The organism is Pseudomonas sp. NPDC089918 (genome assembly GCF_050280605.1).
In the GTDB taxonomy this organism is placed as follows: domain Bacteria; phylum Pseudomonadota; class Gammaproteobacteria; order Pseudomonadales; family Pseudomonadaceae; genus Aquipseudomonas.
The window spans coordinates 119343-133263 of the sequence record NZ_JBNNVP010000010.1 but is presented as its reverse complement, the minus strand read 5'-3'; the positions used below and the strand labels follow the sequence as shown (position 1 = coordinate 133263).

Sequence of the window (13921 nt, the reverse complement as noted above, 5' to 3'; positions counted from 1 at the left end):
TTCACCAATGAGAACGGATGAAGTCTTGAAATAATTAGTCGCCAAGCTTGAGCGCCGGCAAGCTTGCAGCCAGGTAGGTGAGTCAGCGTGTCGCCGTTCTCACTCTGCTCTTATGTGGAGCATTAATTCTCTTTCTCAATTGACAATCATTATCATTCAGCCTAATTTGTCGCTCGATGTGTAGGACGACTCCGACCCTCTTGTCGTCCCACGACCCTATTTGCAGCAAGGTGATTTCCAATGACGGAACAAGTATCCACAAGCAGGTGCGATTCACCGCTACTTCAGGCCTTCGTCGACAACCGACTGATTCTGGTCAAGATTGCCGCCCGCATCACCGGTTGCCGATCACGCGCCGAAGACGTGGTGCAGGATGCGTTCTTCCGGCTGCAATCGGCGCCGCAGATCACGTCGTCAATCAAGGCGCAGCTCAGCTATCTGTTCCAGATCGTGCGCAACCTGGCGATCGATCATTACCGCAAGCAGGCGCTGGAGCAGAAGTATTCGGGCCCGGAAGAGGAAGGTCTGAATGTGGTGATTCAGGGCGCTTCGCCGGAAACCTCGCACATGAATTTCTCGACCCTGGAAAACATTGCCGATGCGCTGACGGAGCTGCCCAGCCGCACCCGTTACGCCTTCGAGATGTATCGCCTGCACGGCGTACCGCAAAAAGACATCGCCAAGGAACTCGGCGTCTCGCCAACCCTGGTGAACTTCATGATTCGTGACGCGCTGGTGCATTGCCGCAAGGTGTCGGGCAATCGTGCGGATACCTTTGCTCGTCGTTAAGATTTTAAATCGCGGCGCCCCCATCGCGAGCAGGCTCGCTCCCACATTTGATCTGTGGTGTTCACAAATTGCGTGTTCACAGGAGATTCAATGTGGGAGCGAGCCTGCTCGCGATGGCTGACTCAACACCAAAGCAAGTCTTGAGCCTCATGCATCAAGCCAACGAACACCGATCAAAAAACCGCTCACGCCCCAACACCATCAGCGCCGCGCGCTTGTGCGGGAAGTCGAACTCTTTTTCGCAGTGGAAACACTGATTGTGCATATGCCCGATCATCTTCGCGTTGTCGGCGCGAGGCTCGGCGACCACCCGTTGAGTGCGTGGATCATCGAGAAACAGATAATGCACCAGCGCCGATAGCCAGCTCGCCACCTTGTGCGGCCCGCGGTGATGTTCTTCGCCCACCAGCATGTGAATGCCGCGGTCGTAATCACCGGCGTCATAGAACGGCGCAATGCGATCTTCCTTGGCCCAATAGGCTTCGAAATAGGCAAACGGCTGATCATCGAAGCAGCCGATCAGCGTCAAGGTATGCGGGTCGGCTTCGAGCTTGCTCAGGTATTCACGATGCTTCTCGAGACTGCCCTCCTCCTGCCAGAAACTCGCCACCCGCGGGCTGTTCTGCCAGCGGTTGAAACGCGCCAGGTCATGCTCGATTTCTACCGTACGCAGGGAAACCCACGCACCGAGCCGCGCATCGAAGCGTCGATACACCTCACCACGGGGTTTCACCGCACGCAATGGATGGCGCTTGCCGCTACTGATGACCATTTGCTGCGGATAACTGCCGGTGCGCGACTCACCCAGCCAAGGCTGAGGCAATTGCCAGAACAGCGTGCGTTCGCAGCGATACTGGCCGGTGACTTCGGTCGCGATCAGCAATCCGCTGAGCAAGGCTTCGGTGGACACATCATCGAGTTGCCAGGTCAGACGCTGACACGCCGCGTCACGGGCAAACAGCCAATAGCAAGCCGCCCAGAATGCCTGACCGTCAGGACGGCCGAAGCGCTCCTCCAGCCGCAGATGCAACTCCGGCTCGCGGGTCAGCCGCAGTTCGATCAACGGCTGCCCTTGCAGGCTGAGGCTCAGACGGCTGGCGGTTTCATCGGCTACAAGACAGTTACCTGACGGCAAGGCCAGGGTGGTCAGGTCATTCAGATTGGACATGGGTGGGGCTCACGGTAATCGTCGACAGTTAACTGAGGGACGTGAGCCAGGCATGGAAATTTAACGAAAAACACCGCGAACCTTAATCAGCGTTCGCGGTGGCATGCATAGCCTGGGTCAGTTCCAGGCCATTGACGTTGTGCAGGCGCTAGATCGACCTGACCCAGATTTCGCGGAAGGCATAGTCATTCCCGTTTCCGGTGGCGACATGGTTAACGATCTGCAACTCCATCTGTGACGCGCTCGCGGTAAAAGTGCCTTTGAGCGGCGCCCAGGCCGTTGATGAAATTTCCGTCGCGGGTGCAATGACTTGCGATCCGCTGTTGAGTGACAGCACTGGAACTGAATAGCTGTTGTTCCACCTGCGCACGGTCAACCCGAACTCATAGGACCGCCCCACCTCCAGCTTCTGAAAGGTCTTTTTCAACACTGTCCCGGCAGAGTTGTTGGTGTAGGTGTTGTCGAATAATACGTAGATATCCCCATCTTTGGTGATGGTGAGATCCCGTGGATCAGTCGCAGCCTCCCCCCTCATCCAGCCATTCCAGTTATTGGTGCCGTCTGTTGCCGAGAAGGTCGTTGTGTCATCGAAAGGCGCCCGAACCTCAAGACACAATGGCGGGAACAGTGCCGGGCAAGCACAGTTGCCTCCATCCAGCTCGGCCTGAAAAACAAACGAGAGATGGCTGTGGTCTTTGAGGTTCTGCAAATACGCCCAGGCAATATTCCGACGCCAGCCTTCCGTGAACTCTTGCTGCGTGACGGGCTCGGCGTCGGCCACTCGCAGCATCACTGGCGAGCCGTCGGGTTGTTGACCGCAGACATGCAACGTCGCCTTTTGATTGACCACCATGAACGGCCAACGCGCCACCTCGACCGTGACACCGGCCGAATCATCAGGCTTTTTCAGAATGAGTACATTGTCGACAGCTTGCGCCACCACAGGAGAAGGAACGCAGGAGAGAGAAACCAATGAGGGGGTTGTCATGGCAGAAATCCTTTCTGGATGAGAGCCAACCCCTCCATGGGGTCGGACACAGGAAAGGAGCTAAGACCACGTTGGGCGAAGCGTCTACTGTCAGTCTGACCGTTCGAACAGCAGAACACGATTAGTCGATGAACGGTCGTCTGCTCCCCCCCTGAACTCAGAAACTGTCTCCTTCAGGGTTTGCCCACCGGCACCAGGGCAATCTTGTAAGGGTCGAAAATCTTCAGCATCTGGCCATTGTTTCGCAGGCCTTGCAGCAACTTGCCAAATGCTTCACCGGTAATCGGCGCCTGCGGGCGAATCAGCGCGTAATGGTGATAGACCTGATCGATGCGCTGCGACACCAGCAATTGCTCGCCGACTTTCTCGTTACGCAGCAGGTAATCGCTCAGGTAGGAACGTGTCACCAAGGCAATGTCCGCTCGTCCACGCAGCACCATCAGCAGGTTGCTGTCGTGGGAATAAGTCAGCGTGGCCTTATAGGTTTCGGCCAGATACTTGGGATCGGCATTGAAACTGGCAAACTCGTAGTGATAGCCGCTGTACAGCGCCAGACGCTTGCCCGTCAGGTCCTTGAAGTAATTCTCATCGCGACCGGGTTGCTTCTGCGCGACAAAGATTTCTGCATCTTCCAGGCCCATGTCGACAAGGGTATGCGCAATGTCCTTCCAGCCCCAGTCCGGGTTCTCGAAAATCGCCATATCGACCCGGCCTTCCTTGAAGTCATTGAAACGCCGGGGAATGGAGGTGGGCACCAGCACAAACTGATAGTCGGTTTGCAACTGATTCAGCGCTTCCACCAGTTGCGGCAACAGACCGGTGTCGGCACCGGACTCCGGGCGCACGGTATAGGGTGGAAAATGCGCGGCACCGACCCGCACCTGTTGCGCAGCCTGAGACGGCAACACGCAGCACACTGCAAGCGCCGCCAGCAAAAGCCGAGACGCTGTCCGAATTGGCGAAGACATCAAAACAGCCTACTCCCCGAAAAAAAAAATCCATCAATGCATTCAAGCTAGGCGGTTTCGCCAACTTAGCCAGTTTCTTGTCGAGATAGACGGCTCACTGCCGTTCTTCAAGCACCAGAATCAACGCCTCATCGGCCAATTGATCGAGGCTCATGCTGCCATCGGCACGAAACCAGGTGGTGGTCCAGGACAACGCGCCCGTCAGGAAACGGCGGGTGATGAACACGTCGCCACGGATAAAACCGGCGTCCTTGGCTTCGCCCAGCACCTGCAACCAGATGTTTTCATAAATATCACGCAGCGCCAGAACCTGCGCCTGGCCTTCTGCTGACAGCGAACGCCACTCATACACCAGCACCGCCATGGCCTCGCCGCTGCCGCCCATGATCGACTGCAATTCACAACGAATCAGCGCCAGCACCCGCTCGCGCACACTGCCGGCCTCGGCCAGGGCTGCGCGCATCAATGCGGTATTGTAGCGAATGGTTTCCTCCATCACTGCCCGCAGGATTTCGTCCTTGCTTTTGAAGTGATGAAAAATACTGCCTGACTGAATACCCACCGCACTGGCCAGATCACGCACGGTGGTACGTTCATAACCTTTGTTGCGAAACAGGTGAGCGGCCACTTGCAGCAGTTTGCCGCGGGCGCTGTCCGGGTCGGTCAATTGGCCGCTGTCGACCAATTCGCGCATCACCCTCAGGGCTTTTTGCTCGTCCACCCGTTCTCTCCTACAGTCGATCAATCAATTGCGCCGCTGGCCGCTAAAACAGCGGGGTTGCGCGGGCAATTTAAGCTGGCGGGGGCGACCAAGCAAGCGCTTGGGCAGAAGATATTTCAGCCGTTTACAAACCAAGCGCTTGCTTGGTAGTCTCAAAGCACTTCTGTCGGAGGTGGTTATGGAATTGACTGCGCCTAAAACAATCCGCATCGGTTGCGCCAGCGCATTCTGGGGCGACACCTCGACCGCCGCCGAGCAACTGGTGGAAGGCGGACGGCTGGACTACCTGGTGTTCGATTATCTGGCCGAGATCACGATGTCGATCATGGCCGGGGCGAGGATGAAAGATCCGGGGGCCGGCTACGCCAGCGACTTCATCGAAGTCCTCAGTCCCCTCCTCAACCAGCTCGCGGAACAGAAGGTCCGCGTCATCAGCAATGCCGGCGGCGTCAATCCACAAGCTTGCGCCGCTGCCCTGCAAGCGGCTTGCGACAAGGCCGGGGTGACGCTGAAGATTGCCGTGCTATCGGGTGACGATCTGCAACCGCAGTTCAAACACCTGAGCAGCCTTGGCCTGCATGAGATGTTCAGTGGTACGCCCCTGCCGCCGATGTGCGTATCGACCAACGCCTACCTCGGCGCGCCGGGCATCGTCGAAGCCCTGCGCCTGGGCGCCGACATTGTGATTACCGGGCGCGTGGTCGACAGCGCCGTGGTCAGCGCCGCGCTGGTGCATGAGTTCGGCTGGTCGTGGCACGACTACGACAAACTCGCCCAGGCTGCATTGGCCGGGCATCTCATTGAATGTGGCGCCCAGTGCACCGGCGGCAATTTCACCGATTGGCGCGACGTGCCCGACTACGAACACATCGGTTTTCCGATCGTCGAAGTCGGCGCCGACGGCCAGTTTATCGTCAGCAAACCCGATGGTTCCGGCGGCCTGGTTACGCCCCTGACCGTTGGCGAGCAGATGCTTTATGAAATCGGCGACCCGCAGGCCTATTTGCTGCCCGACGTGGTATGCGATTTCAGTCAGGTCAAACTCGTGCAACAAGGCAAAAACGCGGTACAGGTGCATGGCGCAAAAGGCTTGCCGCCGACCGATCACTATAAAGTCAGCGCCACGTATCCGGACGGTTTCCGCTGCACCGCCAGTTGCCTGATCGCCGGGATCGATGCCGTGGCCAAGGCCCGACGGGTCAGCCAGGCGATCATCAACAAGACCTCGGAAATGTTCAGCCAGCGCGGCTGGGCGCCCTACAGCGAAGTGAACATCGAACTGCTGGGCAGCGAAGCGACTTATGGCCCCCACGGCCAGCGCCAGGACAGCCGCGAAGTGGTGATCAAACTCGCAGTGCGCCACCCAAGCAAACAGGCCTTGATTCTGTTTTCCCGGGAAATCGCCCAAGCCGCCACCGGCATGGCGCCAGGGTTGACCGGGATCGTCGGCGGGCGGCCGACGGTGTACCCGCTGATTCGGCTGTTTTCATTCCTGATCGACAAAACGGCCTGCACCCTGCAAATCGACCTCGCCGGTGAGCGCCACCCCTGCGCCCTGCCCGCCCTCGATGTACTCGACCCGGCTGACTTGCCGCTACCGTTCGATCCGCCCCAACCCACCGAGCGCGCCGACGCCAGCGTGGCCCTGATCAAACTCGCCGTGGCGCGCTCAGGCGACAAGGGCAATCACAGCAACATCGGCGTCATGGCCCGCCATCCCGACTACCTGCCATGGATCGCCGAAGCGCTGACACCTGAGGTGATGGTCGACTGGATGAGCCATGTCCTCGACCCGATCCACGGGCGTGTCGAACGCTGGTATTTACCCGGCACTCAGAGCTTTAATTTTCTTCTGGAGAACGCACTCGGCGGCGGTGGCGTGGCCAGCCTGCGGATCGATCCGCAAGGCAAGGCGTTCGCCCAACAACTGCTGGAGATCCAGATTCCGGTGCCTCGGCGCATCGCCGATCAGGTCAACTAGAGGAAACCGTCGCCATGGCTTATGACTCGATTTACAAACCCGACCTGTTCGCTGGCCAAAACATCATCGTTACCGGTGGCGGCAGCGGTATCGGCCGTTGCACCGCCCACGAGCTCGCAGCCCTCGGTGCGCAGGTGCTGCTGGTGGGGCGTAATGCCGAAAAACTGAAAAAGGTCACCGCCGAAATCATCGAAGACGGGGGGAAAGTCAGTTGGCAGGTCTGCGATATCCGCGATGAAGACGCCGTCACGCAATTGGTCAGCGAATTGATCCGCAAACACGGGCCGATTCATGGGCTGGTCAACAATGCCGGCGGGCAGTACCCCTCGCCCCTGGCGTCGATCAATCAGAAAGGGTTCGAAACCATACTGCGCACCAACCTGGTGGGTGGTTTTCTGATGGCCCGCGAGGTGTTCAATCAGTCCATGAGCAAGCACGGCGGCGCCATCGTCAACATGCTCGCCGACATGTGGGGCGGCATGCCCGGCATGGGTCACTCGGGCGCGGCGCGCTCGGGCATGGACAACTTCACCAAGACCGCTGCGTTTGAATGGGGCTATGCCGGCGTGCGGGTCAACGCCGTCGCGCCGGGCTGGGTCGCTTCCAGCGGCATGGACACCTACGAAGGTGCGTTCCGGGCCGTAATCCCGACCCTGTGCGAACACGTACCGCTCAAGCGCATCGGCACCGAATCGGAAATCAGCGCGGCGATTGTTTTCCTGCTCAGCCCGGCAGCCGCTTTTGTCAGCGGCAGCACGTTGCGCATCGACGGCGCCGCCAGCCTCGGCGGGCGGGCCTGGCCAATGCACAAGGCGCAGAACAGTCATTCGTACAACGGCTTTCACCGCGCCTATTTACCCGAAGTACTCAGACCCGACGCGTCCAAACCAGACGTCTCCAAGCCAGACGAGCTCAAGGACAAGGAATAACCATGCCGGTCATCCAGTCCCAGATAGATCCGTTCAGCGAATCGTTCGCCCGTAACCGTGCGGCCATGCTGGCCGGCATCGAGCAGGTCCGCCAGCTCGAACAGAACCTGCTGAGCAAAGCCGCCGAAGCCAAGCCCAGGTTCGACAAGCGCGGGCAACTGCTGCCCCGGGAGCGACTTAACTTGCTGCTTGATCCCGGCGCGCCGTTCCTCGAACTGGCGAGCCTGGCCGGCTACAAGCTGCACGACGACAAGGACGGCAGCTCGGCCGGCGGCGGTTTGATCGCCGGGATCGGTTACGTGTCGGGCGTGCGGGTTTTGGTGGTGGCGAACAACAGCGCGATCAAGGGTGGAACCATTTCCCCCAGCGGTTTGAAAAAGTCCCTGCGCCTGCAACAGATCGCCATGGAAAACAAACTGCCGGTGATCACCCTCGCGGAGAGCGGGGGCGCCAACCTCAATTACGCGGCGGAGATTTTCGTCGAAGGCGCGCGCAGCTTTGCCAATCAGGCGCGGATGTCGGCCATGGGCTTGCCGCAAATCACCGTGGTCCATGGCTCGGCCACCGCGGGCGGTGCTTATCAGCCCGGGTTGTCGGATTACGTGGTGGTGGTGCGCGGCAAAGCCAAGCTGTTTCTTGCCGGGCCGCCGCTGCTCAAGGCCGCCACCGGTGAAGTCGCTACCGATGAAGAACTGGGCGGCGCCCAGATGCACGCGCAAACCGCCGGCACCGCCGAATACCTGGCCGAGAACGATGCTGATGGCCTGCGCCAGGTGCGCGAGATCATGAGCCTGTTGCCGTGGAACGATCAGTTGCCATGGTTACCCGAACGTCGGTGGGAAGAACCGCTCTACCCCATCGACGAACTGCTGGGACTGATCCCGGATGACCCGAAAAAGCCCTACGACGTGCGCGAAATCATCGCCCGGATTGCCGACGCTTCGAACTTCCTCGAATTCAAGGGCGAGTTCGACCAGCAAACAATCTGCGGGCATTTGCAGATTCAGGGTCGAGCCTGCGGCTTCATCGGCAACAACGGCCCGATTACGCCCAAAGGTGCGAGCAAGGCTGCACAGTTCATTCAGCTCTGCGACCAGAGCCAGACGCCCCTGCTGTTTTTCCACAACACCACCGGTTTCATGGTCGGCACCGAGTCGGAACAACAAGGCGTGATCAAGCACGGCGCGAAAATGATTCAAGCGGTGGCCAATGCCCGAGTGCCCAAACTGACGATCGTCGTCGGCGGCTCCTACGGCGCTGGCAACTACGCGATGTGCGGCCGTGGCCTCGACCCGCGCTTCATCTTCGCCTGGCCCAACAGCCGCACCGCGGTAATGGGCGGCGCTCAGGCCGGCAAAGTGTTGCGGATCGTCACCGAAGCCAAACAGCTCAAGGACGGGTTGGTGCCCGACCCGAAAATGCTCGACATGCTGGAACAAGTCACCGCGCAGAAGCTCGACAGCCAGTCCACCGCGTTGTATGGCAGCGCCAATCTGTGGGACGACGGGCTGATCGATCCGCGGGACACCCGCACGTTGCTCGGGTATTTGCTGGACATCTGCCATGAGGCCGAGGTTCGTTCGCTGCAACCCAACAGTTTCGGCGTAGCCCGTTTTTGATGACGCGGAGCGTCTAAGGCTGCATTCCCACGCAGAGCGTGGGAACGATCACAGGAGAACAATAAAAAATGATCTTCACCCAGGAACACGAAGCACTGCGCCGCACCGTCTGCCAATTCGTCGATCACGAGATCAATCCTCATGTCGAGGAATGGGAAAAGGCCGGGCGCTTTCCGATCCATGAGATCTTCCGCAAGGCGGGCGACCTCGGTCTGCTGGGGATTTCCAAACCGGAAAAATTCGGCGGCATGGGGCTCGACTACAGCTATTCGATTGTGGCCGCCGAAGAGTTCGGCACCATTCATTGCGGCGGTATTCCGATGTCCATCGGCGTGCAGACCGACATGTGCACCCCGGCCCTGGCGCGATTCGGCTCCGATGAACTGCGCGAAGAGTTCCTGCGGCCGGCGATCACCGGTGAGCAGGTCGGCTGTATCGGCGTGTCCGAAGTCGGTGCCGGCTCCGACGTAGCAGGTTTGAAAACCAGCGCCCGCAAGGACGGCGACGACTACGTGATCAACGGCAGCAAGATGTGGATCACCAACTCGCCGAGCGCCGACTTCATCTGCCTGCTGGCCAACACCTCGGACGACAAGCCGCACATCAACAAGTCGCTGATCATGGTGCCGATGAACAGCCCTGGCATAAGCCTCAGCTCGCACCTGGACAAGCTCGGCATGCGCAGCTCGGAAACCGCCCAGGTGTTTTTCGACAACGTGCGCGTGCCGCAACGCAACCGCATCGGCCACGAAGGCGCGGGGTTCATGATGCAGATGCTGCAGTTCCAGGAAGAACGATTGTTCGGCGCGGCGAACATGATCAAAGGCCTGGAGTACTGCGTTGACAGCACCATCGAGTACTGCAAGGAGCGCAAAACCTTCGGCAATGCGCTGATCGATAATCAGGTCATCCATTTCCGCCTGGCCGAACTGCAAACCGAAATCGAATGCCTGCGGGCGCTGGTCTACCAGGCCACCGAGCAATACATCAAAGGCCAGGACGTCACCCGTCTGGCGTCCATGGCCAAACTCAAGGCCGGGCGCCTCGGTCGGGAAGTCAGCGACAGTTGCCTGCAATATTGGGGCGGCATGGGCTTCATGTGGGACAACCCGGTGGCCCGGGCTTATCGCGACGTGCGGCTGGTGTCGATCGGCGGCGGCGCCGACGAAATCATGCTGGGGATCATCTGCAAACTCATGGGCATCCTGCCGGGGAAAAACAAATGAACACCCTTCCCGTTTGCCAGACCCTGTTGCTCGAACGACATAACGGCGTCCTGCACATCACCCTCAATCGCCCCGACAGTCGCAACGCCATGAGCCTGCAAATGGTCGCCGAGCTGCGTGCGGTGCTGGCGGCGGTGCGCGATGACCGGCAGGTTCGCGCGTTGGTGATCGGCGGTGCCGGCGGGCATTTTTGTGCCGGTGCCGACATCAAGGACATGGCCAATGCCCGCGCTCAAGGCGCGACCGCCTACCGCGAATTGAACCGTGCGTTCGGCGCCCTGCTGGAAGAAACCCAGCACGCGCCGCAAGTGGTCATCACGGTGCTGCAAGGGGCGGTGCTTGGCGGCGGCTTCGGCCTTGCCTGCGTCAGTGACATAGCCATGGCCGATCATCAGGCGCAATTCGGCCTGCCGGAAACCAGCCTCGGCCTGTTGCCGGCGCAGATCGCACCGTTCGTGGTGCAGCGCATCGGCCTGACCCAGGCCCGCCGACTGGCCCTGACCGCCGCACGGTTCGATGGCACCCAGGCCCGGCGGATGGGATTGGTGCATTTTGTCGAGCATGACCCGCAAGCCTTGGCCGAGCGCCTCGATGAAGTGCTGGCCCATGTGTTGTGTTGTGCTCCGGGGGCGAATGCAGCGACCAAAAAACTCTTGCTGGCGAGTGCGGTGCAACTCTCGGATGGCCTGCTGGATCAGGCGGCCGAGTGGTTCAGCGAAGCAGTGACCGGGGATGAAGGGATCGAGGGGACGATGGCCTTTGTGCAAAAGCGAAAACCGGGTTGGGCAATTTAAAAGCATCGCGAGCAGGCTCGCTCCCACAGGGGAATGCATTTCAAATGTGGGAGCGGGCTTGCTCGCGAAGAGGCCCTGAATGACACCGCAAAACTCAAGGAAAGCGCCCATGCCCGCCTTCAGCAAAATCCTGATCGCCAACCGCGGTGAAATCGCCTGCCGCATCCAGCGCACTGCGCAAGCGCTGGGCTACCGCACCGTTGCAGTATTCAGCGACGCCGACGCCGATGCCTTGCATGTGCAGATGGCCGACGAAGCCGTGAACATCGGCCCGGCCTCGGTGCAGCAGTCTTACCTGAACATCCCGGCAATCATCGACGCCGCCCGGCGCACCGGTGCCGATGCGATCCACCCCGGTTACGGCTTCCTCTCGGAAAACGCAGAATTCGCCCGCGCCTGCCAACAGGCCGGCATCATCTTCATCGGCCCGAGCCCAGAGGCCATTGAATTGATGGGCAGCAAACGTCTGTCGAAACTCGCCATGATCAAAGCGGGCGTGCCCTGCATCAAAGGCTATCAGGGCAGCGAACAGGACGACGCGACTCTGAGTCGCGAAGCCGAACGCATCAGCTACCCGCTGATGATCAAGGCCAGTGCCGGTGGCGGCGGTCGTGGCATGCGCCTGGTACACCGCGCTGGAGAGTTGCTGGAGCAGATTCGCACCGCACGCTCCGAGGCTCTGCATGGGTTTGGCAGCGACGAACTGATCCTCGAACAAGCCTTGATCGACCCGCGTCACGTCGAAGTTCAGGTGTTTGGCGATCAGCACGGCAACCTGATCTATCTTGGTGAGCGCGATTGTTCGATCCAGCGCCGGCATCAGAAAATCATCGAAGAAGCGCCCTGCCCGGTGATGACTGCCGACTTGCGCCAGGCCATGGGCGAAGCTGCGCTCAAGGCGGGGCGCGCGGTGAATTATGTCGGCGCCGGCACTGTGGAGTTCCTGCTGGATGCTCGCGGGCATTTCTACTTTCTGGAGATGAACACCCGGCTGCAAGTGGAACACCCGGTGACAGAGCGGATCACCGGCCTCGATCTGGTGGCCTGGCAGTTTCACGTGGCCGAAGGACTGCCACTGCCGTTGCAACAGGAGCAGGTTCAGCTCAACGGCCATGCCATGGAAGTGCGTCTGTATGCCGAAGACCCAGCCCAAGGATTTCTGCCGCAAACCGGGCGAATCGCAGCCTGGGAACCTGCGTTGCTGGGTGGTGTGCGGATCGACCATGGCTTGATTGAGGGCCAGTCTGTCAGTCCGTTTTATGACCCGATGCTGGGCAAGCTCATCGCCCACGGCGCCACCCGCGAAGAAGCCCGGCGCAAGTTGCTGCGGGCGGTACAGGACAGCGTGCTGCTGGGCGTGCAAAGCAACCAGCGCTTGCTCGCCTGTCTGCTGGAACATCCACAGTTCATCAGTGGCGAGTTCAGCACCGGCTTCATCCCCACGCACTTCGCCGATCATCCTTGCCTGCATCCCCATTTGCCGAGCGCCGAAGAACTGGCCATCGCTGCGGCGCTGTTTTATCAGGCTTCAGCGCAGGCTCACCGCGCCCCGCTGGCCGGTTGGCGCAACAACGCCAGCGTGCCCTTGCACTACCGAATCGGCCTGGAGGATCAGGACTGGCCGGTGGAATTGAACGCTGAACCTGGCAAACCCTACCGTGCTCAGATCGGCGCTCGTGCCCTCGAACTGAAGGTCATCCAGTGCGACGGACGTTGGGCCACGCTGGAAATCGACGGCATCCGCCAACGCCATGCCTACCGCCTCGATACCGGGCAACTCTGGTTGTTCACGCGCCCCGGCAGCCTGCGGCTGGTCGATCGGACCCAGGCACTGGTCAGCGGCCAGGCCAGTGTCAGTTCCGGCACGCTCAAGGCGCCGATGGACGGGGCGATCGTCGACGTACTGGTCAGTGAGGGCAGCCCGGTCAGCAAAGGCCAGCTATTGGTGGTGCTCGAAGCAATGAAAATGGAGCATCCGCTCAAATCGGGGATTGACGGAGTGCTTAAACGCTTGCAGGTCAGGGTCGGCGATCAGGTGAAAAATCGTCAGATTTTGTTAGAGGTCGAATAAGCCGCTAGGCGGATCCGCCGGGTTTGGCTACGCTCAAGCCCTATCAGGACGCGGATACCAGGAACCCTGCGATGCCTCACTGGTTGGTCATTGATCTGGAAGCCACCACCGATGAGGGTGGCTGGCCAGTAACGGAAATGGAAATCATCGAAATCGGTGCCACCCTCGTGGACCGCAAGGGCCAGGAACTGGATCACTTCCAGTGCTTCGTGCGCCCGTTGCGCCGGCCCTTGTTGACGCCGTTTTGCCGGGAACTGACCCACATCACCCAGGCCAATATCGATGCCTCACAGCCGCTCACCGACATCTGGCCGTTGTTCGAACGCTGGCTCGGCCAACATCACGCGAGCCTGGAAGGCTGGGCCAGTTGGGGCGATTACGACCGCAAACAACTGCTGCAAGACTGGCAGCGCCTGCAACTCGACAGCGCCCTGAGCCGGGTGCCGCACATGAACCTCAAGCAACGCTTCGCCAAGGCTCGTCGGCTGGAGCGCCCGCTGGGGCTTAATGGAGCCTTGCAACTGGCGGGCCTTCAGTTCAACGGTCAGCAGCATCGGGCGCTGGAAGACGCGCGCAATACCGCGCGTTTGTTACCGCTGGTTTTCCCCGCTAATCCTTGAGTGCAGGAGGTGACGCCTATCGACACCTTGTGCATACTGGCCGGCCC

At 60.1% G+C, this 13921-nt stretch carries 12 protein-coding genes; 8 read left to right on the top strand and 4 right to left on the bottom strand.

Features of this window, described 5'->3' with window-relative positions; genetic code table 11:
- The first annotated feature begins 240 nt into the window (after positions 1 to 240).
- A complete protein-coding gene (locus ACQKPC_RS10135; RefSeq protein ID WP_007894994.1) occupies positions 241 to 789 on the top strand; it encodes an RNA polymerase factor sigma-70 in 549 nt (182 codons plus the stop codon).
- 154 nt (positions 790 to 943) lie between these two features.
- On the opposite strand, the gene ACQKPC_RS10130 is transcribed toward ACQKPC_RS10135, so the two are convergent.
- The 4 genes from ACQKPC_RS10130 to ACQKPC_RS10115 all read right to left on the bottom strand — a co-directional run bounded on the left by ACQKPC_RS10130 (position 944) and on the right by ACQKPC_RS10115 (position 4634).
- The gene (locus ACQKPC_RS10130) at positions 944 to 1957 is read right to left on the bottom strand and encodes a GNAT family N-acetyltransferase (RefSeq protein ID WP_427624350.1); all 1014 of its coding nucleotides are present in this window, start codon (positions 1955 to 1957) and stop codon (positions 944 to 946) included.
- A gap of 148 nt (positions 1958 to 2105) precedes the next feature.
- Positions 2106 to 2945 carry a sugar-binding protein gene (locus ACQKPC_RS10125; RefSeq protein WP_427624349.1) on the bottom strand — a complete coding sequence of 280 codons (840 nt, stop codon included), beginning with the start codon at positions 2943 to 2945 and terminating at the stop codon, positions 2106 to 2108.
- Between the two features lie 173 nt (positions 2946 to 3118).
- Complete coding sequence (locus ACQKPC_RS10120; RefSeq protein ID WP_427624347.1) at positions 3119 to 3913, bottom strand: substrate-binding periplasmic protein; 795 nt, start codon at positions 3911 to 3913, stop codon at positions 3119 to 3121.
- Positions 3914 to 4007: 94 nt separating this feature from the next.
- Positions 4008 to 4634 carry a TetR/AcrR family transcriptional regulator gene (locus ACQKPC_RS10115; protein WP_008075602.1) on the bottom strand — a complete coding sequence of 209 codons (627 nt, stop codon included), beginning with the start codon at positions 4632 to 4634 and terminating at the stop codon, positions 4008 to 4010.
- A 178-nt stretch (positions 4635 to 4812) separates the two neighbouring features.
- Between ACQKPC_RS10115 and ACQKPC_RS10110 the strand changes: the two genes are divergently transcribed.
- The 7 genes from ACQKPC_RS10110 to ACQKPC_RS10080 all read left to right on the top strand — a co-directional run bounded on the left by ACQKPC_RS10110 (position 4813) and on the right by ACQKPC_RS10080 (position 13874).
- Positions 4813 to 6615, top strand: coding sequence for an acyclic terpene utilization AtuA family protein (locus ACQKPC_RS10110; RefSeq protein WP_427624345.1), 1803 nt, complete (start codon positions 4813 to 4815; stop codon positions 6613 to 6615).
- Positions 6616 to 6629: 14 nt separating this feature from the next.
- The gene (locus ACQKPC_RS10105; RefSeq protein ID WP_427624343.1) at positions 6630 to 7544 is read left to right on the top strand and encodes an SDR family oxidoreductase; all 915 of its coding nucleotides are present in this window, start codon (positions 6630 to 6632) and stop codon (positions 7542 to 7544) included.
- Positions 7545 to 7546: 2 nt separating this feature from the next.
- On the top strand, positions 7547 to 9163 hold the full coding sequence (gene atuC, locus ACQKPC_RS10100) for a geranyl-CoA carboxylase subunit beta (protein WP_427624341.1): 1617 nt from the start codon (positions 7547 to 7549) through the stop codon (positions 9161 to 9163).
- 68 nt (positions 9164 to 9231) lie between these two features.
- Positions 9232 to 10389, top strand: a complete 1158-nt coding sequence (atuD, locus tag ACQKPC_RS10095) for a citronellyl-CoA dehydrogenase (protein ID WP_427624339.1) — start codon at positions 9232 to 9234, stop codon at positions 10387 to 10389.
- Positions 10386 to 11183, top strand: a complete 798-nt coding sequence (locus ACQKPC_RS10090; RefSeq protein WP_123723216.1) for an enoyl-CoA hydratase/isomerase family protein — start codon at positions 10386 to 10388, stop codon at positions 11181 to 11183. The genes atuD and ACQKPC_RS10090 overlap by 4 nt, the downstream gene beginning before the upstream one ends.
- A gap of 109 nt (positions 11184 to 11292) precedes the next feature.
- Complete coding sequence (locus ACQKPC_RS10085; protein WP_427624337.1) at positions 11293 to 13254, top strand: acetyl/propionyl/methylcrotonyl-CoA carboxylase subunit alpha; 1962 nt, start codon at positions 11293 to 11295, stop codon at positions 13252 to 13254.
- 71 nt (positions 13255 to 13325) lie between these two features.
- Positions 13326 to 13874, top strand: a complete 549-nt coding sequence (locus tag ACQKPC_RS10080; RefSeq protein WP_008009345.1) for an exonuclease domain-containing protein — start codon at positions 13326 to 13328, stop codon at positions 13872 to 13874.
- Positions 13875 to 13921: the final 47 nt, after the last annotated feature.